Raw genomic sequence first — 26,250 nt, 5'->3', positions numbered from 1 at the left:
GCGCCGTGGGCGGGTGGCAGGCTGGTGGGTGTGGTGGGGCCCGGGTATCGCTCCGGTGGTTCTGTTGCCTGCGGGCCAGTGGGGTGGGGCTCGGTTCGCGGCCCGGGCCGGTGGGACCGCGCCCGCCGGCCCGGGGTGCGCAACAGTGAAATGGGGCGGCCCGGCCCGGCTTAGCGAGTGACGGCCTGTCGTCTGGCAGGGATTCATGCCCCGCTGGTCACCGCCCGTGGCACTGAAGAATTCGCAAGCGCCCGCATGGGCATCACCCCCGCGTGCGCGGGGATCACTCGGGCTGTGCGACGGCGGACGACTGCCAGACGGGACCACCCCCGCGTGCGCGGGGATCACAAGCGCGGCGCGGTGTCGAGCTGGGTGTAGCGGGGACCACCCCCGCGTGCGCGGGGATACCTCGCGCACACCTCTACCCGGTATTGCAGCGCGGGACCACCCCCGCGTGCGCGGGGACCACCACCGGCCGCCGCCGTCTGGACACCGCCCGCAGGGGACCACCCCCGCGTGCGCGGGGATCACGATGAGCGCCAACTCACCGAACCGAGTCAATAGGGACCATCCCCGCGTGCGCGGGGATCACCGGCGGCCGTTCTTCTCCATGCGGTCGAGACGGGGGCCACCCCCGCGTGCGCGGGGATCACTGTTCGCTGCCAAGGCTGAGGTCGATGCGCCCGGGACCACCCCCGCGTGCGTGGGGATCACAGGAGCTGACCTGCGGCTTCACATCGCCAGACCCCGGATTTTATCCACTTCACCAAGGTGCGACTTGAGCCAATATTCCCGCTTCAAATAGGGCAGTTGTGAACTCCCGTGACTCCAGAGGCCCTTCCGGACGCTCGCGAGCACACTAACTCGCGCGGTCGGGCGGAAGGTGCCGCTCCGCCCCTCGGCGGGGCGGGGAAGGGACTCGCGTGACGGCAGGGGTGATGGGGGCCGCCGTGGGCGGGGGCCATTCGCATGGTCCCGGGTGCGGGGAAGAGCGTGTTGCGGTATACGGCCGCGGCGGGTTCACAAGATGTCATTTATGAGGAGAAGTCTGGCAAGACTCGGGCTGCTGGTGGCGGCCCTCCTGCCGCTGGCCACCGTGCAGAACGCCTGGGCGCAGGGCGACCAACTGACACAGCTCACCCTGGACAAGCACATGACCAGGGAGACCCGGCTGCGGGGAAATCTGCATCCCGGGGACGTGGCCCGGTACGAGTACGTCATCACCAACAACCGCGACACCACGGTCACCGACGTCTACGTCACCGACGACCACAACCCCGTCCACTGCCCCGGCAGCGTGCTGCCCGGCCGCCGGCAGATGACGTGCACCGGGTCGTACACGATCACCCAGGCCGACGAGGACCGCGAGTCCGTCACCAACACGGCCGTCGCACACGGCAGGAACGGCATCACCGAGATCGCCTCGCCGGCCAGCCAGGAGATCGTGCCCACGGACGACGGCCCGCAGGCGGCGCCCATGATCGTGCACAAGATCGATGCCACGACCGGAGAGCCCGTGCCCGGTGCCGTCTTCGAGTTCTGGACGGAGAGCAACGGCATCCCCGGGCTCCAGACCACCGGGGACAACCCCGACTATTTCGTTGCGCGCTGCATCTCGAACATCATGGGCGAGTGCCGGGTCAACTCCCTCGTCTTCAGGGACTACTACATGCTGGAGGCCGTGACTCCCGAGGGCTACGAGCCCCCCGCCGACCCCGTCACCGGGCCCTTCGTCTTCAATGACGCCTACTATCCCGACGGCCTCACCATCACGCGGACCAACACTCCGATCGCGGAACCCTCCCGGGGCCGCATCACCGTCGTCAAACGCGATCAGGAAACCGGCCGGCCGCTCGCGGGCGGCACCTTCCAGCTCTGGATGGAGACCAACGGAGTCCCCGGCCTCCAGACCGACGGCGCCGACCCCGACACCCTCGTCAACGTCTGCACCACCGGCTCCTCGGGCACCTGCGGGTTCAACGACCTCGAACTCGGCACGTACTACCTGAAGGAAACCGCCACCCCCGATGGATTCCTCGCCCCGGCGGACCCGGTGTCCGGCCCCTACACGCTCACCGAGGAGAACGCGGAGGCAGGGCTGACCGCTGAAATCTCCAACAGCCGCACACCCGGGAAGCCCTGCAAACCCGAAGAGAAGCCCTACGGGGACGACACCTACGGGGACAGCCCCTACGGCAACGACCGTTACGGAGACAATCAGCACGTGTGACCGGTAAATGGATCACTTGAGGCGCCGGGTGGTGGGTCGGTCTCACTCACCCGACCCCGGGGTGGAAGGCGATACTCCGCACCCGCCGTGGGGCAGCTGTTAACTCGTGTGACTCCAGAGGCAATCCAGTCCTGCTCGGTCACCGCGCGAGCGGGGTTTCCCCCACCCCACCCGCCGGGGGTGACCAGCGGGGCATGAATCCCGACCAAACGACGGCGATCATCCGCTGAGACGTCCCGGGCCGCCCCATTCCACGACCGCGTACCCCGAACCGGCGGACACTGTCCCGCCCACCCCAGCCGCGAACCGAGCCCCACCCCACCGGCGCACAGACAGCAGAACCACCGGAGCGATACCCGAACCCCACTGCCCCGACCCCGCACCCGCCCACGACGGCCCGCACAAAAGAAGCTGCCGCGTGGACCCTTTCCCCCGGCCCGCCCTCCGAGTGTGAAAAGGCCGCCGTAGCCGGGCGGTCAAGGGCGAAGCGCAGCGGAGTCGCGCAAGCGACGCGACCGAAGGGAGCGCCCTTGAGGGCCCGGCGGAGGGGGCCACACTCGGAGAGAGGGCGGGCCACCACCCGAACCCACCGCCAACGCCCACCCATAGGACCCGCTCTTCGGCTTCGGCTTCCTACGGACCCCCGGCTACCGAGGCGGAGCCACCGACTCGCCCGAGCCGCCGGGTTCGGCGGTCGGAGCCGAGACATCGGAATCCGCCGCTGTCGAAGCGCCGGCGTCCGGCGCTGCCGCCGCACCCGGCCCCGAGCCCGGCGCCGTCCAGGAGCCCGCCCCGATCGTCAGAGCCAGCTGTTCCGTGAACGCGGCGAACTCGGGCGTCCCCGCTTCCAGGTAGGGCTCCATCGGCCACAGCGTCCGGCCGTCCACCCGGGCCACGACGGCCGGGCTTCCGTCCACGCCCACCTCCTGCCAGCCCCGCAGCTCCAGCGTGCCGGTCGGCGCGTCCGGCAGATTGTGCGGCAGTAGCCGCAGCAGCCCCTCGGGCCGGTCGTCGGGCCCGCCGTGCGCGGAGAAGACGACGAGCACCGGCGCGGTGCCGCCCTGGTGGCCGAGCAGGACATAGCGCTTCGGCACGGGAACGGGCGCGTTCGCGGCGCGGGCGAGGATGCGGGCGACGGGGAGGCCGAGCCGTACGAACCGGGTGGCGTTGACGGCGCTTCCGAACAGCGTGAACAGTCCGACGACCCACATTCCGCTGGAGCCCCCGACCCACCACATCACGGCGAAGCAGGCCGTCATGGCCAGGCTCACCAGGAGGGAGTGCAGCCCCGAGAGGCGCCGCAGACCCGGGATCCGCCACCACGGCACCCCCTGCCGGATGTCCGGCTCCGGGCGGCGCGGCGGGCTCGGCCGCTTGCCGGTCCACGCGCGGGCCGCGATCCGGGCGTACGTGACCTCGGCGGCAGATCCGCCCCCGCCCCCGGACACGTTCCCATCCCCGCGCTTGCCTCCGGCGGCCGCCAGGCTCACCGGGTACGCCGGGCCGACGGCCGGGATGCCGAGGTACGCCGCCTCAAGCCGCTCCTTCCGCCGGCGCCGTCGTACGTAGGCCACCGTGCCGCCCACCAGCCCGGCGAACAGCACGAACATCCCGGAGACTCCCATGAACACGACATAGTCGGCGACGGCCGGCCCGCCTCCCCCCGATTCCGGCACGGGGTAAAGCTCGCCCTTCCACGGCCCGTACGAGACGACATAGGCCTTCTCCCTCACGGAGACAGCCGGGGTCGCGTCGTCCGAGCAGTGGAACGGCCCGGTCCGGCTCTCCCCGTCGAAGGGGTCCTCCCAGGTGACCGTGCAGCTGTGGTCGGCCCGCATGCTGGTGATGAAGACGTCGATGCGCGGATCGTTCTGGGCCGCCTGATCGAACCGGAGGGCGGTACCGAGCAGAATCGCGCCCACTACGATCACCCAGCGCCACGCCCCCCGCCGCCGCGACGCCGCAGGCCGGGCCTTCGGCGCGGACACGTCGTACGAGAGCGCCCCGCCCTGCGAAAGTACCTCGCCCTTCGGAAGCCCCCCGCCCTGCGGCCGGCCCTCCGCCGTACGACCCTCCGCCGTACGGCCGAGCAGCCCCTCGCCCATCGCCCTGGCAACGGCCCGCCGCCGGTTTCCCTCGCTGCGTATCCGCGTCGTCCAGACCAGCGAACCGCCGCCCGGCTGGGACAGCACCCCGCCCCGGAGCGGATCGCCGCACCACCACATCACGCCGCTCGCGTCCGGCTGCGCGAGGTGGAGACGCGGCTGGACCGTCCGTACGACCAGGGCGAACGCCTCTCCCGTCGCCGGGTCGCTCAGCGCGATCTTCATCATGCCCATCCCGCGCGGCACGATGACGGCGGAATGCGCGGTCCACGGCCCGGCGGCGAGGGCGCGCCGCATCCGCCGCCCTGCCACCATCCCCGCCAGCCCGAGCACCATCGCGCCCCCGCCGAACGTCACGCACCCGCCGGGGATGTCCCCGGCCAGCCCTTCGCCGCTGAGGACGCCGAACAGCACCACCCCGGTCACGAAGGCGAGCAGCCCGCCGCCCGACCAGGTCCGGGCCCGTGCCCGGTACGCGGTCAGCGCGTCTCTCGTCGCCGGCAGATCGAGCGCGGTCGCCGCGCGCGTCTCACCGATTCCTTCCGTCATCAAGACCCCCCAGGCCTCCTGGGACCTGCGGAAACGGCCCCTGAGGCGGAGCTTATGAGGGGGCCGGAACCATCAGCCCCCAGGCCCCCTCCCGCAGCGTCCAGGTCCGCCGTCGCACCGGCCCCGCCACCAGCGCGTCGGTGCGGTAGCGGAAGCCCGGGCCGGTGACCGTGAGCATCCGGGCGGAGGTGTGGACGGCCGGGGCGTCGGCCGGGACCAGCGTCAGGGCCGCCGTCCCGTCGCCCAGGTCCGTCGCGCTCAGCCCCTCCAGCGGCGTGTCCAGGTCGCAGAGCAGCACCCCGTCCGCCTCGATCCGCAGCCGGTGCGTCCCCACCGCGAGGCCCGCCGGCGCCGGGGCGGGCCGCACCAGGGTGCGGACCAGCGAGCGGCAGGTGTCCCAGACCGTCGGCTGCGCCGGGACCATGGCCCGCGCGGCCGGTACGTCGAGCCGCGTCAGGACGATCCCTCCGACGTCGTCCACGAGCAGGTCCCGCCGCCGCACCACCCCGTCGAGCGCCGCCCGCGCCGCGCCCACCGCGCCCTGCGGGACCCCGAGCGCCCGGGTCGTCTCCAGCCCGCCCGGCGCCCCGATCGGCACCACCGCCACAGCCGTGTCCGGCTCCGGCACGTCCATCGGCGCGACGGCCATCAGGGTGGAGTCGCGGCCGTCCCGCTCGCGCTGGAGCAGCGTCACGAGGCGCAGCAACGCGCGGTCGTCGCCGACGACGACAGGGCGCCGGTGGCCGCGCCGGGCCAGCGCGCGGGCGAATTCCTGGGGGCCCTGTGGCAGGCAGATCTTCGTGTCCGCACCCGCTGACAGCACGTCTTTCGCGATCCGTACGGACTCGCCGTCCAAACGGCGGGCGACCGGGTCGACGAGGACCAGTAGCTGGTCGTGATCCGACACCTCGGTCCTTCCTCGGGTAGTCTCTTTGTGCAAGAGCCCCTTGCGCTATTGCGCCAGGGGCTTCGTCTATTCCGGGGCACACCGGTGAGGCGGCGTTCGGCCCCCTGACCTTGGACATGCCCCGCCCGGAAGGGGTGTACGCCTGTGCCCGCACTTGTGCTGCTCGGTGCTCAGTGGGGTGACGAGGGCAAGGGAAAGGCCACCGACCTGCTCGGTGGGTCCGTTGACTATGTAGTGCGCTACCAGGGCGGCAACAACGCCGGCCACACGGTCGTCGTCGGCGACCAGAAGTACGCGCTGCACCTTCTCCCGTCCGGAATCCTCTCCCCGGGATGTACCCCGGTCATCGGAAACGGCGTCGTCGTCGACCCGGCGGTCCTGCTCTCCGAGCTGAGCGGACTGAACGAGCGCGGCGTCGACACCTCCAAGCTCCTGATCAGCGGAAACGCCCACCTGATCACGCCGTACAACGTCACGCTCGACAAGGTGACGGAACGGTTCCTCGGCAAGCGCAAGATCGGCACCACCGGCCGCGGCATCGGCCCGACCTACGCCGACAAGATCAACCGCGTCGGCATCCGGGTCCAGGACCTGTACGACGAGTCGATCCTGGAGCAGAAGGTCGAGGCGGCGCTGGAGGGCAAGAACCAGCTGCTCGCCAAGCTCTACAACCGCCGCGCGATCGAGGCCGGTCAGATCGTCGAGGAGATGCTCCAGTACGCGGAGCAGATCAAGCCCTTCGTGGCCGACACCACTCTGATCCTCAACAACGCGCTGGACGAGGACAAGGTCGTCCTGTTCGAGGGCGGCCAGGGCACCCTGCTCGACGTCGACCACGGCACGTACCCCTTCGTCACCTCCTCGAACCCGACCGCCGGCGGTGCCTGCACCGGTGCGGGCGTGGGTCCGACGAAGATCAGCCGGGTCATCGGCATCCTCAAGGCGTACACGACCCGTGTCGGCGCCGGCCCGTTCCCGACCGAGCTGTTCGACGAGGACGGCGAGGCGCTGCGCCGTATCGGTGGCGAGCGCGGTGTGACCACCGGCCGTGACCGCCGCTGCGGCTGGTTCGACGCGGTCATCGCCCGCTACGCGACCCGCGTGAACGGTCTGACCGACTTCTTCCTGACCAAGCTCGACGTCCTCACCGGCTGGGAGCAGATCCCGGTCTGTGTCGCGTACGAGATCGACGGCAAGCGCGTCGAGGAACTCCCGTACTCCCAGACCGACTTCCACCACGCGAAGCCGATCTACGAGATGCTGCCGGGCTGGTCCGAGGACATCACCAAGGCCAAGACCTTCGGTGAGCTGCCGAAGAACGCCCAGGCGTACGTGAAGGCCCTGGAGGAGATGTCCGGCGCCCAGATCTCCGCGATCGGTGTGGGCCCGGGCCGTGACGAGACGATCGAGATCAACTCGTTCCTGTAAGGGATCCGCGTTCCGCGGAGGGGTTCCCGCAAGGGATCCGCGCTCCGCGCACGGATGAGAGAAGGGGCCCGCGCCCCGGCTTCGGCCGGGACGCGGGCCCCTTCCGCGCGTGTGGGGGGCAGTGGGAAAACGGCTTGTTCGCGCGTTGTGCGCGGGCGGAGACTTCGCTTGTCTCGGCTTCCCGTCCACGTGGCCTCAGGGGGACATGATGACCACACCCGACCAGCCGTACTCTCCGCCGCCCTCGATGCCGCTCCCACCGAGCGCACCGCCACCGGGCGCGTCACCGAACGCATCACGGAGCGCGCCGCCACCGCCCGCACCCTCGGCGCCCCCGGCGCCGCCTCCGCCCGCGCACGCGACACCCGCTCTCGGTGTGGACCTGAGCATCAGCAAGCGGCTGCTGTGGGTCGCCGGAGCGGCGTACCCCTTGCACAACATCGCCCGCGTCTACACGTTCCTGTTGCGCCCTCGCAGGGCCGAGGCCGTGCGGCGCTTCCTGAAGTACGCGGGCCTCACCTTCGCCGCCGCGATCGCGCTCACGATCATCGCCGGGCTCTCCACCTTCGGGAGGGAGTCGGACTCCAGCGGGATGATCACTTTCGTCTGGGTGGTCGCGAGTGCGGCGACTCTCTGGTTCTTCGCCGACATGCTCAAGGTGGCGACCGCTCCCGTCCGTTATGTTCTCGCGGTCGAGTCGAACGGCCAGTCCACGGCCCTGGTCACCGCACCGGATCCGGCCACTCTCGATCGCCTCGTCGGATCGATCGCCCACGCGATCGAACATCCCGAAACCGAACTCCAGGTGCGGGTCGAGCGGTTGGTGATCGGCAGCCCCAGCAACTACTACTTCGGCGATACGGTCAACATGTACGGCGGTTCGGGCAACGTGGGGATGGCGGCGTGAGCGAAGGCAGTGGCAACAACTTCTTCTACGGCAACACCGTGAACATGCACGGAGGTTCGGGCAACACCGGCATGGTCGTCCAGTCGCAGAACGTCAACGCGGCAGGCAGTAACGAGGAGTTGACGCGAGCGATGGGCGAACTCGTCCGCCTGCTCGCCGAGCTCCGGCCCCAGCTGTCGTCCCAGGACGCGGAGGTGGTCGACGCGAGCCTCCCGGTGATCACCGGCCAGGAGGAGGCCGAACCGACCCGGCGCCGGCAGGCGCTGATGACGGTCCTCGGCATCGCCTCGCTCACCGAGACGCTCGGCCCGCCGGTCGTGGCCGCGATCCGCAGCGTCCTGGGCCTGCTCGGCGGCTGACCGGGTACGGGGCGGGGGCAATGCTCGGCCGCCCCGCCGCTCAGCCGTCCAGCCGGGCCACCACCGTGCCGTCGGCCGTGACCGCCTGCGCGTACAGACCGGGGACCTGCCCGAACACCCCGTCGTCGCAGAAGGCGGCGACCAACACCCGCTCGACGGCCGGTTCGATCCGCGGCAGGTCCAGCTCCAGCCACTCGGCGAGTGCCCGTCGCCCGCCCCCGTGCCCAGGTGTCGTACGCCTCCGGACGGATGCGAGGGCTGGCCGTGGAAGACGATGTCGGCGTCTCCGCGCACCGAGCCGGTTGCGTCGAGCAGCAGGGCGGCGACCTCCACCGTCGGGCCTCCGGGCACCTGGAGGCGTTCTGCGGCGACTCTCAAAGTGACGGTCGGTACAGGGGTGTTGGCCCCCTTGGGGAGGTGCGTCATGCGGCACATGGTGACAGCGGGGGCGATGTGAAGAACGGGTGCAGGGGAGTCTTGAGGGAATCGCGGCACTATGTCCCGGTTGGCTGGCGTGGGATCGCCCCCGCATGGCCGAGATAGTTGTCTTTGGCTGACTTTCTCCTCTCTCATGCATGCAAAATCAGCCAAGGTTTGATCAAGGCTGACCTAAAGAGAAAATTTTCGGAAGATCGCACTCCTTTCGTGAGGGTGCTGGGTAGATTCTCGGCTGACCCGGGTGGAGCAACGCCCCACCCGGACAGGGGAGTTCTTTCACTGGGCATGCCCGACCGGACCTCACGCCGTCACCCTGCGGCGGAGACGGATCGGCGGCCCGCACAGCAGGGGAGAAAGCATCATGGCTGACGTCGATCTCGGTGTGGCTTCGGGCTGGGACGAGGGCGATTTCCACGGCCGCGTCAAGCTCCAGAACAACCGGACCTACCCGGACACGCCCGAGAAGGACGTGCTCATCACCAGCCCGAACAGCATCGAGCTGGTGATGAACGGGAACCACAGCTCTTCCCAGGAAGCGGACAAGATCTACTTCACGACCTACCACGGCTCCTCGCGGAAGGTCGTCGGCATCCTGGACTCCGACGGCAACCTCCGCATCGCCGGCAAGGTCATCACGGACCAGAAGGACATGGACCTGTAGGTCCTGCCGTCCGGTTCTGACGCTATGCGGGGCGGCGCCGGTCCGGCGCCGCCCCGCGCTGTCGGTGCCGCTCCAAAACGCTATCAATGGCGGGGAGATGACCTTCAGGCGCTCGGAGTCGCCCGCTCGCCGCCGCCGAGGCTGTAGCGCTTCTTCAGAACCGCGTCGATCTTGCCCGAGCGCCAGATCGACATGGCCCAGGCCGTGGGCAGTTGGAGCGTGAACAGAGCCAGGCCCGAGTAGATGGCCGCGGCGTTCAGGAGTTCACCCGGATTCGTCCAGCCGTCGGCGATCGTTCCGGCGACGCCGAGGACCAGCATGTAGAGGGCGCCGTCGACGAGGACGGTCCTCCAGCGTGGCAGCGGCGAGAGCAGCCGGCGGGCCAGGGTGAGGACGGTGAAGCAGATGGCCAGGAAGACGGCCTGGTACTGGCACCACAGGAGTTTGTCGGTGCCGAGGGGGCCGGGTTCGTCGCCGAAGGCGAGCGAGGTCGCGGTATCCACCACGGTCCCGGTGACCCATGAGATCAAGGTGACCCAGGCGGCGTAGCCGAGTGCGCTGCGCCAAGGGGTGAACATCATGATGCTCCCTTCGCGGCCCCGCTCGGAGCCGCCGGCGCAGTCATCATTCCACTTCCGCGCGAGCGCGACTCGGCGGGTTCTCGTCACCAACATGCCCTGTTGCCCGGGCCTGTTGGGTGATAGCCGAAGAGGCGTCAGGGCAAGGGAAGATGGCCCGCCCGGTGTGCGGGTGCCTGATCCCGTGACCTGCGGTGGCCCTCGGGATGTGTCGCATTCACGGGGACTCAAGGACTGGCGGGGCATCGCCTCCCGCGACGGCAGAACTCCCGCCGGCTACCGTGCCGGCCTCCACCTACGGGCCTCGATGATCTGGATCAAGGACCTCACCAGGCGCCCGTCGATCACCACCCGATACGCGCCCTAGCTCCGCTCGAAGTCGCTCGGCTCGCTCTCCGGGACCAGGCCGTAGGAGAACAGGTGGTCCTTGCCCTTGACGCGGACGATCCGCAGGCTGCTGGGGCCGTTCTCGACGCAGTCGTCGTCCCAGACATCGGGGTCGCGGGTCTCCGGGCCGATGACGAGGAGCGGGCCCGCGCCCGCGACGACGGCCGTGGTGACACAGTGGGTGTCCTCGGAGGTCGGATTCCCCTCGGCGTCCATGCGCGGGTACCGCTGCTCGAAGCGGACGAGCGGGGCGCCGACCGGCCCCTGGGAGATCGTGAGGTAGTAGCCGTAACGCTCTGCCTCGCCCGGCGGGGGGACGGCGAGCGGGGTTGCCTTCCAGTCGCCGAGGAGCGCGGCGGGGACGGCGCTCGGGCCGGATCTGGCCCGCTGGAAGGTGGCCTTGGCGGCCCCGGAACTCCACTCCACCACGTCGTTCGACCGTAGCCGCAGGGTCTGGCGGGCGGACGGGGTGCAGCGCCGTTCGGGGATGCTCGCGGTGATCTCCCCTTCGCCGAGGACGAGTTCGCTGTCGTTCGCGGACTTCAGGACGGCCCGGCCGATGCAGAGCAGTTCCTCGGTGGTGTGCGTGTAGACGGCGGTCCTGGCGCCCGCCGCGCCCTGCGTGATCTCGATCCGGACGGTCTCGTTCGGCAGGTCCGCCGTACCCTTCAGGACCCCCTCCCAGGCGCCGAGGAACGCCGTCGGAATGATCCCGGGCGGGCGGGTCGCGCCCGTGTACGCGGTGCTGCCGCCGTCGGTCGCACCGCTGCCGGGTTGGGGCCAGAAGGTGTACGCGAGCCCCAGCGCGCCCGCCACGACGACGGCCGTCGCCCCGAGCAGCAGCCCCCGCCGGCGCCGCCGGGGGACGGTCGTGGGCGCTTGGTCGCCGAGGGGGCCGGGGGCGGGGGCGGGGGACGGGTTCGGGTTCGGCCCTGGGCCCGGGGCGGGGGTCGGGGTGGGGGTCGGTTCCACTGCCGTCTCGGAGGTCGGCAGCGGTTCGGGTACGGGCCCGGCCGCGCCCTCCCCGTACGTCCCGGCCGCCCCCGCCGGGGCCGGGTCCTCCGCCTCCAGCAGGCGCGCCGCGTGGCGGCCGAGCCGGGCGAGGACGGCGGCGGGGAGCCAGGGATCGGTGACCGTGAGCGTGCCGGCGAGGTCGGCCGCCGTCGGCCGGCCCGCCGGGTCCTTGGCGAGGCAGGCCCGGATCAGCCCGGTGATCTCCGGCGCGACCCCCGCCAGATCGGGCTCCTCGTGTGCGATCCGGAACATCGTGGAGTGCAGCCCGCTCTCCGACCCGCCGAACGGCACCCGCCCGGCCGCCGCGTACGCGAGCACCGATCCCAGGCAGAAGATGTCCGACGCGGGCGTCACCTTCTCGCCCCGCACCTGCTCCGGCGACATGAACCCGGGCGAGCCGACGACCGCGCCGGTCGCGGTCAGCCCGCCGTTCGTGACCGTGTCGAGCGCGCGGGCGATGCCGAAGTCGATGATCTGCGGGCCGTCGACGGTGAGCAGGACGTTCGCCGGCTTCAGATCGCGGTGTACGAGCCCGGCGGCATGGATGTGGGTGAGCGCGCGGGCGAGCCCGGCGGCGAGGCCGCGGACCGTGTAGGGCGGCAGCGGGCCGTGGTCGTCGCCGACGACCGTGCGCAGGGAGGGGCCGGGTACGTACGCCACGGCCACCCACGGTGTCCTGGCCTCGGTGTCCGCCCCGAGGACGGGCGCGGTGCCGACCCCGCCCATCTTCTCCAGGGCGGCGACCTCGCGCGCGAACCGCAGCCTGAACTCTTCCTCCGCCGCGAGTTGCGCGTGCACGACCTTCACCGCGACCACCCGGCCGCCCGCCGAGCGGCCCAGGTACACCCGTCCCATCCCGCCCGCGCCGAGTCGGCCGAGCAGCCGGAACGGCCCTATGGAGGACGGGTCTTGTGCGCTCAATGGATCCACGTCGGAAGAGCATGCCAGAGGAGACCCCCTGGCTCCTCGCCGATCCGCCGCCGACTCTCCGCGAGACGGTCGCCGTCTTCGGTCAGCCCCCGCCGCAGATCCTCAGACCCTTGGGCGTCGCGCACGGCAGATGCCCGTGCGTCCCGATCACGGCCTGGCCGCCGCCCCGGGTGAGATACGTGAGGAAGGCGGCGGCGAGCGAGTCGGCGGGCGGCCGGCCGTAGGTGTAGACGTACTCGATCTCCACATACGGATAAGGGGAGTTGCCGATCTCGTCCACGTTCGGGCGGCGGCCGTCGAGGGCGATCCGATGGAGTCCCGGCAGGCTGGTTCCGGAGCGCAGTTCGGTGGAGCCGATGGCGCCCGGAATCCGGGCGACGGCCGCCAACACCTGCTCCGTGCTGTCGAGTTCACAGCGCAGCACCCGGGCGTCCGGGTCGTCCCGGCTCACGCAGTTCTGGGAAGAGTTGGCGGGCTCGTTGCGGCCGAGGACCCGGCGCTGGAAGATCTCCCGCGTACCGGAGTTGGCGCCCCGGCTGACGATCCGCACCGGCAGATCCGGTCCGCCCAGTTGCTTCCAGTCGGTGACGTCCCCGCGGTAGAGACGGCGGAGGTCGGCGAGAGTCAGGTCGTCCAGCGAGACGGCGTCGTTGACGACGACCGTGTAGAGGGAGACCGCGACCGGATCCTCGCGCAACTGCGGGTAGCCGGCGGGCTTGCGGCCGTCGGAGAGGGCGAGGAGCGCGGGAGACCCGGCGGACGTCTTCGCCCCCTGCTCGGCGAGCTGCCGGATCCCGGCCGTGGACCCGTGCGGGTCGACCACGATGGTCGCGCCCTCGCACTCCTTCTCGTACTGCCGGGCCAGATCGCGCACCACCGGCGCGAAGGCCGTCGACCCGGTGACGGTGAGCGTGCCGCGCGCGCAGCCCATCGGCGGCCGGGAGCCGTCCCGCAGCACGATGATCGACGCGAGGACGATCACACAGGCCGTGAGCGTGACGACGACCGCGCGGGCGGCCCGGCCGAAGAGCGGGGGCTTGTCGTCGAAGGTCGTGCTGTGGTTCGGGTGGATGTCCCCGTCGCGGATCTCGCCGGTCACGACGACCGGACTGCCCACCGGCCCGCCCGTGAGCAGCACGAGCAGCTTGAAGTACTGCCCCCGGTTCAGTGCGATCTTCGGCAGCCGCACCTCGGAGCCGCCGTGCCGGACCGCCGCCGCGCTGAACGGCGCGTGGGTGAGGGCGACCGCCCGCACCGTACGGGCGGTGAAGTCCACCGTCAGCCCGTGGGTGTCCAGGTTGTAGTCCTCCCGGCCGATCGAGACCGAGCCGTCGTTCTCGATCCGCAGCAGGACGAGGGTGGCGTCGGCCATCCCCGGCTGCTCGTTGAACAGCCCGAGCCGGGCGTCGTCCCGCTCCCCGACCGTGGTGTCGAGCTGGACGCGGTGCCCGATCCGCTTGCGGCGCGGCACCCGGCGCTCGATCAGGAGGACGGCGAAGGTCACACCCACGCCGAGCAGCGCCGTGACGACGGCGATGACGTTCTCGGGGCTGATCCAGTCCACGGGCGAGACGGTACGGACGCGTGTGCGGGACTGGGGGCGGGGTCGTGCGTCCGCCGTCCGGTGTTCGTCCTTCCGTCACCTGGAGCCCGGCGGGTGGGGGCGCGGGTGGGGGTGCGGCCGGGGTGTGGGCGGGGCTCCGGCCGGGGCCGTCACGCAGGGCTTCCACCTGGTGCCAGCATCTGTTGCCGGGGTCGGCGGGCGTGGGTGTAATGGCCCCGAGGGGGCTTCCGTAGGAGGAGATCACCCATGCGTGTCGTCGAAGTGACCACCTACGGCGGACCCGAGGTCCTCGACATGGTCCGCCGTCCCGAGCCCGCGGCCGGAGAACGGCCCGGCCGGGTGCGGGTACGGCTGCACGCCGCCGGTGTCACCATCACCGACCTGCGGATCCGTGCCGGTCTGTACGCCGACGAGCTGAGCCCGCTGAAGCCCCCCTTCGTCCTCGGCGCGGACTTCGCGGGCAAGCTGCTCGACCCCGCGCCCAGTCCCGAGGGCGAGCTGCCGGTGGGCACCCGGGTGGCGGGCTTCGTGCCCTGGTACACCGAACGGAGCGGCGAGGGCACCTACGCCGAGATCGTCCAGGTCGAACCGGGCTGGCTCGCGCCCATTCCCGACGACATCGAGTTCACCCAGGCGGCCTCGGTCCCGCTGGCCGCCGTCACCGCCCACCAGGGCCTCGCCCGCCTCGCCCTGCCCAGCGGCTCGACCGTGCTCGTGACCGGGGCCAGCGGTGTCGTGGGGCGCTTCGCCGTCCAGTTCGCGGCGGCGGCCGGGCTGAACGTGATCGCCGTCTCCTACCCGGGCGACGAAAGCGAACTGAAGGTCCTCGGCGCACAGCACTGTGTACGGCGCGGCGACGGGGAGGAGATTCTTGCGGCGGTCCGCGCGGTCGCCCCCGACGGGGTCGACGGCCTCTTCGACGGCGCACTCGTCAGCGAGACGGCGCTGCCCGCCGTGCGGAACGGCGGCGCCTTCATCGCCCTCGCGGACGACCGCACGCCGGTCCCGGTACGTGACATCCGCGTGGAGACGGTCCTCGGCCGACCGGACGCCGTGTTGCTGGCCAAGCTGCTCAAGCAGGTCCAAGCCCGCGAGCTGATCACCCGAGTGGCCGATGTGATGCCCCTGGAGGAGGCCTCCGAGGCCCACCGTCGAGCGGAGGAGGGCCGCCGGCCCGGACGCATCATCCTGATGATCTGAGGATGGAACGGTCCGGGCCCGCCGGTGTGGTGCGTCAGCCCTGCCAGGACACGAAGGTGTCCCAGGCCGTCGGTGTGACGGTGAAGGTGGGGCCGTCCTGGACCTTGGAGTCGCGGAGGTGGACGGAGTGGGGGCAGGTGGCGACCTCGACGCAGTCGGCGCCGCTGTCGTCGCTGTACGAGGACTTACGCCAGTCGAAGGCGGCTTCGACGCAGTTGCCGCCGCTGCCATCGCTGTAGGAGGACTTGAACCAGCGCAGAGTGGACTTGCTCATGTTGTTTCTCCCGCCAACCGCTCGATGAACGCCAGCGATTCACGGGCGCTCAGGGCCTGTGTCCGAATCTTCGCATAGCGCTGGGTGTAGACGCTGACCTTGGCGGGCTCGGTGAAGATCAGACTTTCATCCTGGACCTCTGCGTAGGCAATCCGGTTGTGTTCGTTGGTCTCGGCCACGTTCAACACGCCTCGCGCACCCGCGAATTCGCCCATCAGGGCGGCATCCAGAGGAAGGACGAAGATGCTGACGTTGCGGCGGCGGGCACACTCCGCCAGGTGCTCCAGTTGTTCGCGCATGATCTCCATGCTGCCGAACGGGCGTCGCAGCGCCGCCTCGTCGATCACCAGCTCGATCTGGCACGGCGGTTTCCGGTCGAACAGCACCTTGCGGCTCATGCGTCCCTGAACCAGCTCCTCGACTCGTTCCTCCGTCTTCTCCGGGAAGCCTCCTGCGATCAGAGCGCGGGCGTACCGCTCCGTCTGGAACAGGCCGTGGACGATGTAGTTCGCGTAGAGGAACAGAGCCAAGGCCGCCTGCTCGATAGGAAGATAGTTTTGGAACTTCTTCGGGAGCTTCTCCAGGCGGACCCAGAACCGCATCTCCTCGAAGCACTCCACGTCGCCCAGGGCCTGCCCCAGCTGAACCAGCATCTCGTCGCTCACCGGCTGGGCCAGGGTCTCCATGGCGCTCACTGCCGCACCGGTGTATCCAATGCGCGCCCCCAACTCGTCCTGGGTGAGCCCCATGCGCTGGCGCATATGCCTGACGACGAATGCCACCATTCGCGCCGCCGGTCCGGCCGTTTCCTTGTTCTTGGAGCCTGCCATTCGATTATTCCTTTCGAAACGGAACCGGACTCAACCGGTCTCAACCAGACCTCGCCGAATTCAACTGCGTGCAAGGTGAGTTAGCCCTGGTTGAGGGCCTACTGAAGTGCCTTCGCAGTCGTAGAAAACGCTATCCCCGGTACGGGACGATGTGCAGGTGATCTCAGAAAAGAGCCAGCGAAATATGGCTGCCTGTGATTGGGTTCCGCCTTCCGGCTTTCAGCTCCGCAAGGCCGGCATCCATTTCGACGCCGTCCGCGTCGACGGCGACGACGGCCGTCGCCTCCTCACCTGGATGGCCGGCCTGACGGGCGACGATCCCGGGCCCGTCGTCATTGAGGAGAGCGGTCGGCGCGGGGTCTACTTCCTCGTCGCGCCCGGTTCCACGGCGCACCGCTTGTGGCCGCCGGGCGTGACGCCGTTCAACCGCACGCCTGGGCACGTCAGTTACGTCCCCGTGCCCGCGCTCACCGGTGACACCTGGCCCCTGACCTGGGGCTTCCCGCCGACCGCCCCCGGCCGCTTCGTCCACACCCTGCTCCTGCGGAGCGCGGCGACGGAGATGTTCTCGTGACGGGGAGCGGCGGCCCGGGAGAGGCGATCCCGCGCCCCAGGCCCACGCCCGACGCCCTGTGGTCGGCCCTCGCGAGCGTCGCGCCGCACCGGCTCCGGGAGATGGAACGGCAGCGGGACACGGCCTTCTCCCTCGCCGCCGAACGCGACTCCCTCGGGCCCGTCCGCGGCTGGGTGGCCGTCTGGACGAGGGAAGTGGAGATCGAACGCCGTCCCCACCTCGCCCAGCGCCGTCAGCGCGCGTTGGACCTCCTGCACCGGACGAGCGGCAAGACCGCCCCCGCCTTCCGGGTCGCCATGGCCGAACTGCGGGCCATCGAGGACGAAGCGATACGGGAGTGAGGGCGGCGCGCCCCTCTCTCCGTACACCCGCACTCTCCGTACCCCGGCCGGGGTCGGCGCCCCGGCCCCCAGTCAACGCCCCCCCCGGCCCCGCCCCTGGCCTGCCGTTTCGACCCCGGCCCGACCCCGATCTGACCTTCGGTCCCAGCCCCTTACCCCACCCGAGCCCCCGCCCCGTCCGGCACTCTGTCTCGTCCGTCCGGGTCTCGGTGGACAGGATGGTCATGGCCGTCCGTACTCCGGTGTCCCTACCCTCGGCCCCATGACCCCTCACGTCGAACCCGACCCCCAGGCCGGGGCGGCCGTCAAGGCCGCCGACCGCGCGCACGTGTTCCACTCCTGGTCCGCCCAGGGCCTGATCGACCCGCTCGCCGTCGCCGGTGCCGAGGGCTCGTACTTCTGGGACTACGACGGCAACCGCTACCTCGACTTCACCAGCGGTCTCGTCTACACCAACATCGGCTACCAGCACCCCAAGGTGGTCGCCGCGATCCAGGAGCAGGCCGGGAAGCTGGCGACGTTCGCGCCCGCGTTCGCCATCGACGTACGGTCCGAGGCCGCCCGCCTGATCGCCCAGCGCACCCCGGGTGATCTGGACAAGATCTTCTTCACCAACGGCGGTGCCGAGGCCGTCGAGAACGCCGTCCGCATGGCCCGGCTGCACACCGGCCGGCCGAAGGTGCTCTCCGCGTACCGCTCGTACCACGGCGCCACCTCCACCGCGATCAACCTGACCGGTGACCCGCGCCGTTGGCCGTCCGACACGGCCGCCGCCGGTGTGGTGCACTTCTGGGCGCCGTACCTCTACCGTTCCGCCTTCTACGCCACCACCGAGGCGGAGGAGACCGAGCGCGCGCTGGCCCACCTGGAGTCCACGATCGCGTTCGAGGGTCCGCAGACGATCGCCGCGATCATCCTGGAGACCGTGCCCGGCACCGCCGGCATCATGACGCCGCCGCCCGGCTACCTCACCGGCGTGCGCGAGCTGTGCGACAAGTACGGCATCGTGTTCATCCTGGACGAGGTCATGGCCGGCTTCGGCCGGACCGGAAAGTGGTTCGCCGCCGAGCACTTCGACGTCGTGCCCGACCTGATGACCTTCGCGAAGGGCGTCAACTCCGGTTACGTGCCGCTCGGCGGTGTCGCGATCAGCGAGAAGATCGCCGCGACCTTCGACACCCGCCCGTACCCGGGTGGCCTCACCTACTCCGGCCACCCGCTCGCCTGCGCCGCCGCCGTCGCGACGATGCGGGTGATGGAGGAGGAGAAGGTCGTCGAGCACGCCGCCCACATCGGCGAGACCGTCCTCGGCCCCGGCCTGCGCGACCTGGCCGAGCGTCACCCGTCGGTCGGCGAGGTACGCGGCATGGGCGTGTTCTGGGCGCTCGACCTCGTCAAGAACAAGGAGACGCGCGAGCCGCTCGTCCCGTACAACGCGGCGGGCGAGGCCAACGCGCCGATGGCCGCCTTCGGCGCCGCCGCCAAGAAGAACGGCCTGTGGCCGTTCATCAACATGAACCGCACGCACGCCGTCCCCGCCTGCAACATCAGCGAGACCGAGGCCAAGGAGGGCCTGGCGGCCCTCGATGCCGCGCTGAGCGTCGCCGACGAGCACACGGTGTGAGTCGACATGGTGTGAGTCGACACGGTGTGAGCCCCACGTGGTGGGAGACCACGTGGGGCGCGTCCATACAGCGGGAGGCCACCCAGGGCGGGCCCACATGGTGCGACGGCACACGGCGGGATCCCACCTGGTGTGACGTCATCTGAGGCGGCGGCACATGGCCGTACGGCATGGAGCGGGACGGCACATGGCTTTACGGCACACAGTGGGCGCGCACATGTGGCAACCACCCATGGTGATCGCGCACACGGAGTGTGACCGTCGCGTCGCACACAGGAGCCCCCGGGTGGCGTCGAGATCACCTCGCGCCACCCGGGGGTCACGGCGTGTTGATCTTGATTCCGCCCGGCCTGTACTAGGGTGTCCCCCGCGAATTCGGACGGAGGGGGGCCGACCATGCCCTTGGGTGGAGCTGTCACCCGCAACACCCTCCGTCGCCAGATCGCGGATGCGCTCCGTGACGAAGCCCTCGCGGGGCGTCTCCGTCCCGGCGAGGTATTCACGGTCAAGCAGGTCGCCGATCAGTACGGGGTGTCCGCGACGCCCGTCCGAGAAGCGCTCGTCGACCTCTGCGCCCAGGGACTTCTCGAATCCGACCACCACCGGGGTTTTCGCGTCCACGCGTTCTCGGTGGACGACTACCGGGGCATGGTCCACGCCCGGATGCTCGTGGTGGACGGCATCTTCCGCAGCCGGAACCTGTACGGCCCGTCCGCCGGCGCCGACTTGTCGTACGGCGGCGAACTCGTCCCGATACGGCGCCGGGGCGAGGCGGCGGCCCGCGCGGCGCGCGCCGGGGACCTGGACGTCCTCATCGGCTACGACATCCGCTACTGGGACGAACTCGGCCGGATCATCGCCGACAACGACTACATCGCCTCCTTCCTGAACCGGCTGCGCGTGCAGGCGTGGATGTTCTCCGTGCCGCACATGCGGTGCGACAGCTACCGGCTGGAATGGCTGTGGAGCGGACACGTCGGCCTGGTCGACGCGATCACGCGCGGCGACGCGGACGGGGCCGTGGCGATCGTCCGCGACTACAACCTGCGCTCCCTGGAGTGGGCCGACCTGCTCGACGGGCGGGACGGCGCCACGGGTTGAGGCGGGGCTTCCCCGGGCAGGCACCCAGGACACCCCTCGGGCGTGCGGGGGTCACGGGACCCGCACTACCCTGGCCGTTCCCGCACCGATCCCGTACGGGGCCCGTTCGGACACACCGCACGGGCGCGCACGGGATCGGCGCGGTTCCCGCACCGACTCCTTCAACTGACGGAGAGCGAGCCTCCCTTGGCCTGTGACCTGTGGCTGGTCCCCCTCGTCGACGTGCTGTGCCACAGCCCCGACAACCCCTTCAGCGAGGAACTGGCCGTCTACGACCAGGCCCTGACGGCCGCCGGCATGCCGACCGTGCCCGTCTACTCGTACATGCCGGGCCTGTCCGGCGACGTCGCCCCGGTCGCGGGCTTCGACTACGAGGCCCTGCACTTCCTGCGCCGCGCCTTCCTGCTCCAGATGTGCGGGCTGCCCGTGGAGCCGGTCGGTGAGCTGGGCGGGGACTACGAGCAGCTCCTGGAGATGTTCGAGGCGACGGCGCAGCAATCGCACCTGGTGTGGCACTACGACCACGCGGGCGCGTATGTGCCGGTCGACTTCCCCGTACCCCTGACCTCCGACGCGCTGCTGGAGGGCGGCGGGCCGCTCGGCTCCTCGCACGGGCTGCTGCGCGAGCTGCAGTTCGTCGCGCCCGCGATCGGGATCGATCCGATGAACCCGCCCGCCGCGCCGCTGCCGCCGGAGCGCCCCACCGCCCTGGAGGAGCCGGCGGCCCCCACGGCCTTCCCCGACGACCACCCGTTCGCGCGCGAGCGGCACGTCTGGCTGGGGCTGCACGCGGCGGCCACCCGCAGCCTGGGACAGGGATCCATGATCGTTTTGAGCTAGCGGCGGTCCGGCGCCGCGTCTATGCTCACCCCACTTGACCAGCAGGTATGTGGGGGAAGCGTGACGCAGGGGATCAGTGACGGGCAGGGCCGGACCGTGGTCCTGGAGGAGATCACGGACGGCAACTGGCGCGAGGTCGCCGACGTGGCTCCCGCCGACGACCAGCGCCGGTACGTGGCCGCCCTCGCGGCGCGCTACCTCCTGCTGTCGCTGAAGGGCGGGGTCTGGACCTCGCTCGGCGTGCGGGCCGGCGACGACATCGTGGGCCACGTCATGTGGGCGTACGACGACGAGGACGGCACGCACTGGATCGGCGGCATGGTGGTGGCCGCTGCCGAACAGGGCCGGGGAGTGGGGCGCGCCACCATGCTGGCCCTGATCGAGCGGCTGTCGGCGCTGCCCGAGTGCCGGGAGATCCGTCTCTCGTACCACCCGGACAACACCGCCGCCGGCCACCTCTACACCTCGCTCGGCTTCCGGCCGAACGGGGACTTCGAGGACGACGAGATCGTCGTGGCGCTGACGGTCGGGGCCCCGGCCGCCTGACGGCCGGGGCGGAAACTCGGGGGCGGGGCGACGCTCAGGCGCAGGCTCGCGCCCCCAGCGCCGCCCCGAGCCCCCAGCCCCTCCCGGCACCGCTCAGCGCGGATCCGGCGGTCGCTGGCGCGGCATGTTCGGGCGGGTGCCCGGCGGCAGCGGGAAACGGCCGGGGGGCAGCCCGGCGTCGGCGGTACGGGCCGGGGGCGGGCCCGCGATCCGTACGGCCAGCGGGGTCGGACCGGTGCGGAACTCCACCATCCAGTCCGACGTCTCGGCCCGCACCAGCTCCGTCACGTCCTCCTCGAACCGGCGCAGCACCCCGAGGCAGCGTTCCGCCGCCTCGCTCGCCGTGCCCTCCGCCGGGCCGAGCACCTCGCGCACGCTCTCCGAGGCCCAGTCGAACTGGAGCGTCTGAAGCCGCCGCTGTACGGCCTGCGCGGTGGCCACGCTGCGCATCCAGCCCGAGGTGAGCCCGAAGTAGCGGTCGCAGCCGAAGCAGGCCGCGCCGATGAGCAGCGAGAGATAGCCCCAGCCGAGGCTGCCGGGGGAGGCCCCGGCCACGTCGAGCACCGGCAGCGCGGCACCCGCGATCACCCCGGCGGCGGTGCCGATCCGCAGGGCGCGGGCCGCCCGGCGCTTCCAGACCCGGTCGGTGAGGTACCACTCGGCGGTCCGCAGGGCGTGCGACTCCACCCAGCGGTACAGCTCGTCGAGGCACGCGGCGGGGGAGGCCCAGTCGCCCACCGGGAAGGGTTCCCCGGTCAGATCCGGCTTCGGGTCCGGTTTTGGGTCGGGTCTCGCGGCCGGACCGTGAGCCTTCCCGGGAATCCCCGGCTGAGGCTGCGGCGGCATGTCCGGCTGCTGACTCACCGGGGGACTCCTCTGTTGTGCTCTGTGCCGATCTGTTCTGTTTCCGCGCTGCGGATGTTCCGCTCGGCGCGGCTCTGTCCGGCTCAGAGCCCGCGAGCCCGCCCCGCGTCCGCCCTTCCTACCGCCGAATGGTGGGCCGCGTGCTCGGAAACGGGGGATATCCGCCCGCAAGAGGGTGGTGATCAGGTAGAGGGGCCCGGGTTTCTCACTCGAAAGAGTTGCCTCGGCGGTGCGGTCGCGGACCACGTAGGCTCGGGATACCGGCATATGGGCGACCGGGACAGCCGACGCCCGTCGGCCGTCGTATGACCTCGTACGACCCAGACAGCACAGCCAGACCAGTCAGACCAGTTCAGCTCAGACAGCTCAGACACACAGCAGGAGTGAGTGACCGTGATCCCCGGTGGTGGCCAGCCCAACATGCAGCAGCTCCTCCAGCAGGCCCAGAAGATGCAGCAGGACCTCGCCCGCGCCCAGGAGGAGCTGGCGAAGACCGAGGTCGACGGGCAGGCGGGCGGCGGCCTGGTGAAGGCCACCGTGACGGGCTCCGGCGAGCTGCGCGCCCTCGTGATCGACCCGAAGGCGGTCGACCCGGAGGACACCGAGACCCTGGCCGACCTGGTCGTCGCCGCCGTGCAGGCCGCCAACGACAACGCCCAGCAGCTCCAGCAGGCCAAGCTCGGCCCGCTCGCGCAGGGCCTCGGCGGCGGCATGCCGGGCCTCGGTTTCTGATCAGGCTTCCTGCCCGATCGGGAGCTCTGATCAGGGACTCCGATCGGGAACTCTGATCAGGGACTCCGATCAGAACTCCGATCAGGGGCCCGGGCCGGGATCCGACGAGGTTTCCGGCCCGGCTCCCCGATCCGGCGGCCGCTGCACCTTCTGCGGCCGCACCCCAGCCACTACCGTAAGAATCAAGTACCCCAGGGAAGGCGCCGAGCGTGTACGAAGGCGTGGTTCAGGACCTCATCGACGAACTGGGCAGGCTGCCCGGCGTCGGCCCCAAGAGTGCCCAGCGCATCGCCTTCCACATCCTCCAGGCCGAGCCGACCGATGTGCGCCGGCTCGCCCAGGCGCTCCTGGAGGTCAAGGAGAAGGTCCGGTTCTGCGCGGTCTGCGGCAACGTGGCACAGCAGGAGCAGTGCAACATCTGCCGTGACCCGCGCCGGGACCTGGCCGTGATCTGCGTGGTCGAGGAGCCGAAGGACGTCGTGGCGATCGAGCGGACCCGCGAGTTCCGCGGCCGCTACCACGTGCTCGGCGGCGCGATCAGCCCGATCGAGGGCGTCGGCCCCGACGACCTGCGGATCCGCGAGCTGCTCGCGCGGCTCGCGGACGGCACGGTCACCGAGCTGATCCTGGCCACCGACCCCAACCTGGAGGGCGAGGCCACCGCGACGTACCTGGCGCGGATGATCAAGCCCATGGGCCTCAAGGTCACCCGCCTCGCCAGCGGTCTGCCCGTCGGCGGCGACCTGGAATACGCCGACGAGGTCACCCTCGGGCGTGCCTTCGAGGGGCGACGCCTGCTAGATGTATGACGACCGGGTTCGTGCGCACCACGGCGCGCTCTCAGGGAGGCACCTCGATGTCTGACGCCACGCTGCACTCCATCACGCAGGATCCCGACGACTTCGCGGTGCAGATCGCGGACTCGATCGAGAGCTTCATCGTCGCCACGGCGGAGGTCGCCAAGGGCGACGAGCCGGACAGCGCGGTGCCCTTCCTGCTCCTGGAGGTCTCCCAGCTGCTGCTGGCCGGCGGGCGGCTCGGCGCGCACGCGGACATCGTCCCGGAGGAGCGCTACGAGCCCGATACGGGGCCGGACCTGGACGTGGACGAGCTGCGCGAGCGGTTCGCCGCGATGCTGGACCCGGTGGACGTGTTCTCGGAGGTCTTCGACCCGTACGAGCCGCGCAAGGCGCCTGTGCCGGCCCGGATCTCCGACAGCCTCGCCGACATCGTCATGGACCTGCGGCACGGGCTCGCCCACTACCGGGCGGGACGGATCACCGAGGCGCTGTGGTGGTGGCAGTTCTCGTACTTCTCGAACTGGGGCCCCACCGCCTCCGCCACCCTGCGCGCCCTCCAGTCGCTCGTGGCGCACGTCCGCCTCGACCAGCCGCTCGCGGACCTGGCCGGGCTCGACACCGACGAGGCGATCGGTGACGAGGACCTCGCCGAGGAGGCCGGGCGCGTGATGATCGAGGAGATCGCCGGGCCGCTGGGCCTCGGGCGGGCGGAGCTGACGCCGGAGGCGGACGTCCACCAGAGCTGAGCGGGCGAGCGGCCGGGCGGCCGGGCGGCCGGGCGGCCGCGGGGGCCTCGGGGCGTACGAAGAAGACGGAACCGGAACGGCGGTCACCTCACGGTGGCCGCCGTTCCGCGCCTCCGCCGGCCCCTGCCGGACCTGCTTCCGGACCTGCTCCCGGTCCCCCGCCGGACCCTTCCGGACCCGTTCCAGGACCTTCTCCCCGGCCCCGACCTGCTGGTGGACCACGGAATGATCACTCTGTGAGTCCGGTATCTCAGGATGTGATATCTCGGGGGTGTTTTCCGGACGCTCGTTAAACTGACGCCGACCGCCGCAGCGACAGCTGTGGTGACAACCGAGCGAGGAGCGCACGTGGGCCTTGTCGTGCAGAAGTACGGAGGCTCCTCCGTTGCCGATGCCGAGGGCATCAAGCGCGTCGCCAAGCGAATCGTGGAAGCCAAGAAGAACGGCCACCAGGTGGTCGTCGTGGTCTCCGCGATGGGCGACACGACGGACGAGCTGATCGATCTCGCCGCGCAGGTATCCCCGATGCCGGCCGGCCGCGAGTTCGACATGCTGCTGACCGCCGGAGAGCGGATCTCCATGGCCCTGCTGGCCATGGCGATCAAAAACCTGGGCCACGAGGCCCAGTCGTTCACGGGCAGTCAAGCGGGTGTCATCACCGACTCGGTCCACAACAAAGCGCGCATCATCGATGTCACGCCGGGCCGGATCCGTACCGCCCTCGACGAGGGCAACATCGCCATCGTCGCCGGCTTCCAGGGGGTGTCCGCCGACAAGAAGGACATCACCACGCTGGGCCGCGGCGGCTCCGACACGACCGCCGTCGCGCTGGCGGCGGCGCTGGACGCCGAGGTCTGTGAGATCTACACGGACGTCGACGGCGTCTTCACCGCCGACCCGCGGGTGGTGAAGAAGGCGAAGAAGATCGACTGGATCTCCTTCGAGGACATGCTGGAGCTCGCCGCCTCCGGTTCCAAGGTGCTGCTGCACCGCTGTGTCGAGTACGCGCGCCGCTACAACATCCCGATCCACGTCCGGTCGTCCTTCTCGGGCCTCCAGGGCACCTGGGTCAGCAACGAACGCCCTGTCGAGCAAGGAGCCCAGAAGGTGGAGCAGGCCATCATCTCCGGTGTCGCCCACGACACCTCCGAGGCGAAGATCACCGTCGTCGGCGTGCCCGACAAGCCGGGCGAGGCCGCGGCCATCTTCCGCGCCATCGCGGACGCCGGGATCAACATCGACATGATCGTGCAGAACGTGTCCGCCGCGGCCACCGGCCTCACGGACATCTCCTTCACGCTCCCCAAGGCCGAGGGCCGCAAGGCCATCGACGCCCTGGAGCGGGGGCGCGGCACGATCGGCTTCGACTCGCTGCGCTACGACGACCAGATCGGCAAGATCTCCCTGGTCGGCGCCGGCATGAAGACCAACCCCGGGGTCACCGCGGACTTCTTCCGCGCGCTGTCCGACTCGGGCGTCAACATCGAGCTGATCTCCACCTCCGAGATCCGGATCTCGGTCGTGACGCGCGCCGACGCGGTGAACGAGGCCGTCCGCGCCGTCCACACCGCCTTCGGTCTGGACAGCGACACGGACGAGGCCGTCGTCTACGGCGGCACCGGCCGCTGACGCGCCGCCACTCCTGACGCGCCGCCTCTTCTGACGCGACGCCACTTCTCCACGCGCCGTACGGCTTTGGCCGTACGGCGCTGTGGTGTGCG

At 70.7% G+C, this 26,250-nt stretch carries 24 protein-coding genes, 1 pseudogene and 1 CRISPR repeat array; of the genes and pseudogenes, 16 read left to right on the top strand and 9 right to left on the bottom strand.

Translation table 11 applies throughout. The features are described from left to right. Positions 1-258 precede the first annotated feature (258 nt). Positions 259-714: a CRISPR direct-repeat array (repeat unit 29 nt; unit sequence GGGACCACCCCCGCGTGCGCGGGGATCAC). Positions 715-1,036: 322 nt separating this feature from the next. After that, the gene (locus tag ACGFRB_RS17680; RefSeq protein ID WP_393243938.1) at positions 1,037-2,230 is read left to right on the top strand and encodes a collagen binding domain-containing protein; all 1,194 of its coding nucleotides are present in this window, start codon (positions 1,037-1,039) and stop codon (positions 2,228-2,230) included. Positions 2,231-2,877: 647 nt separating this feature from the next. Here ACGFRB_RS17680 and ACGFRB_RS17675 read toward each other — a convergent pair. Both ACGFRB_RS17675 and ACGFRB_RS17670 read right to left on the bottom strand, forming a co-directional pair. After that, positions 2,878-4,884: a hypothetical protein gene (locus tag ACGFRB_RS17675; RefSeq protein ID WP_393243936.1), complete on the bottom strand. Its 2,007-nt coding sequence runs from the start codon at positions 4,882-4,884 to the stop codon at positions 2,878-2,880. Between the two features lie 52 nt (positions 4,885-4,936). Beyond that, positions 4,937-5,791, bottom strand: coding sequence for a diacylglycerol kinase (locus ACGFRB_RS17670; RefSeq protein WP_393243934.1), 855 nt, complete (start codon positions 5,789-5,791; stop codon positions 4,937-4,939). A 144-nt stretch (positions 5,792-5,935) separates the two neighbouring features. Between ACGFRB_RS17670 and ACGFRB_RS17665 the strand changes: the two genes are divergently transcribed. The 3 genes from ACGFRB_RS17665 (at position 5,936) to ACGFRB_RS17655 (ending at position 8,485) form a co-directional block, all read left to right on the top strand. After that, complete coding sequence (locus ACGFRB_RS17665; RefSeq protein ID WP_363005592.1) at positions 5,936-7,219, top strand: adenylosuccinate synthase; 1,284 nt, start codon at positions 5,936-5,938, stop codon at positions 7,217-7,219. A 376-nt stretch (positions 7,220-7,595) separates the two neighbouring features. Further along, a complete protein-coding gene (locus tag ACGFRB_RS17660; protein WP_363005590.1) occupies positions 7,596-8,126 on the top strand; it encodes a DUF6232 family protein in 531 nt (176 codons plus the stop codon). Next, complete coding sequence (locus ACGFRB_RS17655; protein WP_393244178.1) at positions 8,123-8,485, top strand: hypothetical protein; 363 nt, start codon at positions 8,123-8,125, stop codon at positions 8,483-8,485. The genes ACGFRB_RS17660 and ACGFRB_RS17655 overlap by 4 nt, the downstream gene beginning before the upstream one ends. Before the next feature lie 264 nt (positions 8,486-8,749). On the opposite strand, the pseudogene ACGFRB_RS17650 reads toward ACGFRB_RS17655, so the two are convergent. Beyond that, positions 8,750-8,911, bottom strand: a pseudogene (locus tag ACGFRB_RS17650) (TerD family protein); the annotation flags it as partial. 373 nt (positions 8,912-9,284) lie between these two features. Here ACGFRB_RS17650 and ACGFRB_RS17645 point away from each other — a divergent pair. Further along, positions 9,285-9,584, top strand: a complete 300-nt coding sequence (locus ACGFRB_RS17645; protein WP_363005584.1) for a DUF6342 family protein — start codon at positions 9,285-9,287, stop codon at positions 9,582-9,584. Positions 9,585-9,688: 104 nt separating this feature from the next. Here ACGFRB_RS17645 and ACGFRB_RS17640 read toward each other — a convergent pair whose 3' ends face one another. From ACGFRB_RS17640 to ACGFRB_RS17630, 3 genes are all read right to left on the bottom strand, one after another. Next, entirely contained in the window at positions 9,689-10,165 is a 477-nt protein-coding gene (locus tag ACGFRB_RS17640; RefSeq protein ID WP_393243931.1) for a hypothetical protein, read from the bottom strand. 360 nt (positions 10,166-10,525) lie between these two features. Further along, on the bottom strand, positions 10,526-12,493 hold the full coding sequence (locus ACGFRB_RS17635; RefSeq protein WP_393243929.1) for a serine/threonine-protein kinase: 1,968 nt from the start codon (positions 12,491-12,493) through the stop codon (positions 10,526-10,528). An 82-nt stretch (positions 12,494-12,575) separates the two neighbouring features. Next, on the bottom strand, positions 12,576-14,057 hold the full coding sequence (locus ACGFRB_RS17630; protein ID WP_393243927.1) for a substrate-binding domain-containing protein: 1,482 nt from the start codon (positions 14,055-14,057) through the stop codon (positions 12,576-12,578). Positions 14,058-14,303: 246 nt separating this feature from the next. On the opposite strand from ACGFRB_RS17630, the gene ACGFRB_RS17625 reads away from it, so the two are divergent. Then, positions 14,304-15,257 carry an NADP-dependent oxidoreductase gene (locus tag ACGFRB_RS17625; RefSeq protein ID WP_393243925.1) on the top strand — a complete coding sequence of 318 codons (954 nt, stop codon included), beginning with the start codon at positions 14,304-14,306 and terminating at the stop codon, positions 15,255-15,257. A gap of 34 nt (positions 15,258-15,291) precedes the next feature. Here ACGFRB_RS17625 and ACGFRB_RS17620 read toward each other — a convergent pair whose 3' ends face one another. Then, positions 15,292-15,531 carry a DUF397 domain-containing protein gene (locus ACGFRB_RS17620; RefSeq protein ID WP_393243923.1) on the bottom strand — a complete coding sequence of 80 codons (240 nt, stop codon included), beginning with the start codon at positions 15,529-15,531 and terminating at the stop codon, positions 15,292-15,294. Next, positions 15,528-16,361, bottom strand: a complete 834-nt coding sequence (locus tag ACGFRB_RS17615) for a helix-turn-helix domain-containing protein (protein ID WP_393243921.1) — start codon at positions 16,359-16,361, stop codon at positions 15,528-15,530. The genes ACGFRB_RS17620 and ACGFRB_RS17615 overlap by 4 nt, the downstream gene beginning before the upstream one ends. Before the next feature lie 184 nt (positions 16,362-16,545). Between ACGFRB_RS17615 and ACGFRB_RS17610 the strand changes: the two genes are divergently transcribed. The 6 genes from ACGFRB_RS17610 to ACGFRB_RS17585 all read left to right on the top strand — a co-directional run bounded on the left by ACGFRB_RS17610 (position 16,546) and on the right by ACGFRB_RS17585 (position 21,387). Continuing rightward, positions 16,546-16,935 (top strand): hypothetical protein, encoded by a 390-nt coding sequence (locus tag ACGFRB_RS17610; protein WP_393243919.1) that lies wholly within the window; start codon positions 16,546-16,548, stop codon positions 16,933-16,935. Continuing rightward, on the top strand, positions 16,932-17,276 hold the full coding sequence (locus ACGFRB_RS17605) for a hypothetical protein (protein ID WP_393243917.1): 345 nt from the start codon (positions 16,932-16,934) through the stop codon (positions 17,274-17,276). Before ACGFRB_RS17610 ends, ACGFRB_RS17605 begins: the two co-directional genes overlap by 4 nt. Positions 17,277-17,538: 262 nt before the next feature. Further along, positions 17,539-18,900, top strand: a complete 1,362-nt coding sequence (locus tag ACGFRB_RS17600; protein ID WP_363005566.1) for an aspartate aminotransferase family protein — start codon at positions 17,539-17,541, stop codon at positions 18,898-18,900. Between the two features lie 396 nt (positions 18,901-19,296). After that, entirely contained in the window at positions 19,297-20,001 is a 705-nt protein-coding gene (locus ACGFRB_RS17595) for a GntR family transcriptional regulator (protein WP_393243915.1), read from the top strand. Between the two features lie 186 nt (positions 20,002-20,187). Further along, positions 20,188-20,841, top strand: a complete 654-nt coding sequence (locus tag ACGFRB_RS17590) for a hypothetical protein (protein ID WP_393243913.1) — start codon at positions 20,188-20,190, stop codon at positions 20,839-20,841. A gap of 60 nt (positions 20,842-20,901) precedes the next feature. Further along, entirely contained in the window at positions 20,902-21,387 is a 486-nt protein-coding gene (locus ACGFRB_RS17585) for a GNAT family N-acetyltransferase (RefSeq protein WP_393243911.1), read from the top strand. Between the two features lie 93 nt (positions 21,388-21,480). Here the strand turns inward: ACGFRB_RS17585 and ACGFRB_RS17580 are convergent, their stop codons facing one another. After that, entirely contained in the window at positions 21,481-22,251 is a 771-nt protein-coding gene (locus ACGFRB_RS17580) for an SLATT domain-containing protein (protein ID WP_363005560.1), read from the bottom strand. A gap of 393 nt (positions 22,252-22,644) precedes the next feature. Between ACGFRB_RS17580 and ACGFRB_RS17575 the strand changes: the two genes are divergently transcribed. The 4 genes from ACGFRB_RS17575 to ACGFRB_RS17560 all read left to right on the top strand — a co-directional run bounded on the left by ACGFRB_RS17575 (position 22,645) and on the right by ACGFRB_RS17560 (position 26,158). Next, positions 22,645-22,983, top strand: coding sequence for a YbaB/EbfC family nucleoid-associated protein (locus ACGFRB_RS17575; RefSeq protein ID WP_363005798.1), 339 nt, complete (start codon positions 22,645-22,647; stop codon positions 22,981-22,983). Between the two features lie 209 nt (positions 22,984-23,192). Continuing rightward, positions 23,193-23,792 carry a recombination mediator RecR gene (gene recR, locus ACGFRB_RS17570; RefSeq protein WP_363005558.1) on the top strand — a complete coding sequence of 200 codons (600 nt, stop codon included), beginning with the start codon at positions 23,193-23,195 and terminating at the stop codon, positions 23,790-23,792. Positions 23,793-23,839: 47 nt separating this feature from the next. Continuing rightward, positions 23,840-24,529: a DUF5063 domain-containing protein gene (locus tag ACGFRB_RS17565; protein WP_363005556.1), complete on the top strand. Its 690-nt coding sequence runs from the start codon at positions 23,840-23,842 to the stop codon at positions 24,527-24,529. 348 nt (positions 24,530-24,877) lie between these two features. Beyond that, positions 24,878-26,158, top strand: coding sequence for an aspartate kinase (locus ACGFRB_RS17560; RefSeq protein ID WP_361237637.1), 1,281 nt, complete (start codon positions 24,878-24,880; stop codon positions 26,156-26,158). The last annotated feature ends 92 nt before the right edge of the window (positions 26,159-26,250 follow it).

It is taken from the genome of Streptomyces sp. NPDC048718 (assembly GCF_043198875.1).
Lineage (GTDB): Bacteria > Actinomycetota > Actinomycetes > Streptomycetales > Streptomycetaceae > Streptomyces.
This window is presented reverse-complemented; position numbering and strand designations above follow the sequence as displayed.

Bases quoted from the DNA above. Each gene is read 5' to 3' on its own strand.
- ACGFRB_RS17680 (WP_393243938.1), top strand. From the start codon at position 1,037: ATGAGGAGAAGTCTGGCAAGACTCGGGCTGCTGGTGGCGGCCCTCCTG.
- ACGFRB_RS17675 (WP_393243936.1), bottom strand. From the start codon at position 4,884: ATGACGGAAGGAATCGGTGAGACGCGCGCGGCGACCGCGCTCGATCTG.
- ACGFRB_RS17645 (WP_363005584.1), top strand. From the start codon at position 9,285: ATGGCTGACGTCGATCTCGGTGTGGCTTCGGGCTGGGACGAGGGCGAT.
- ACGFRB_RS17640 (WP_393243931.1), bottom strand. From the start codon at position 10,165: ATGATGTTCACCCCTTGGCGCAGCGCACTCGGCTACGCCGCCTGGGTC.
- ACGFRB_RS17625 (WP_393243925.1), top strand. From the start codon at position 14,304: ATGCGTGTCGTCGAAGTGACCACCTACGGCGGACCCGAGGTCCTCGAC.
- ACGFRB_RS17620 (WP_393243923.1), bottom strand. From the start codon at position 15,531: ATGAGCAAGTCCACTCTGCGCTGGTTCAAGTCCTCCTACAGCGATGGC.
- ACGFRB_RS17615 (WP_393243921.1), bottom strand. From the start codon at position 16,361: ATGGCAGGCTCCAAGAACAAGGAAACGGCCGGACCGGCGGCGCGAATG.
- ACGFRB_RS17610 (WP_393243919.1), top strand. From the start codon at position 16,546: ATGGCTGCCTGTGATTGGGTTCCGCCTTCCGGCTTTCAGCTCCGCAAG.
- ACGFRB_RS17600 (WP_363005566.1), top strand. From the start codon at position 17,539: ATGACCCCTCACGTCGAACCCGACCCCCAGGCCGGGGCGGCCGTCAAG.
- ACGFRB_RS17595 (WP_393243915.1), top strand. From the start codon at position 19,297: ATGCCCTTGGGTGGAGCTGTCACCCGCAACACCCTCCGTCGCCAGATC.
- ACGFRB_RS17565 (WP_363005556.1), top strand. From the start codon at position 23,840: ATGTCTGACGCCACGCTGCACTCCATCACGCAGGATCCCGACGACTTC.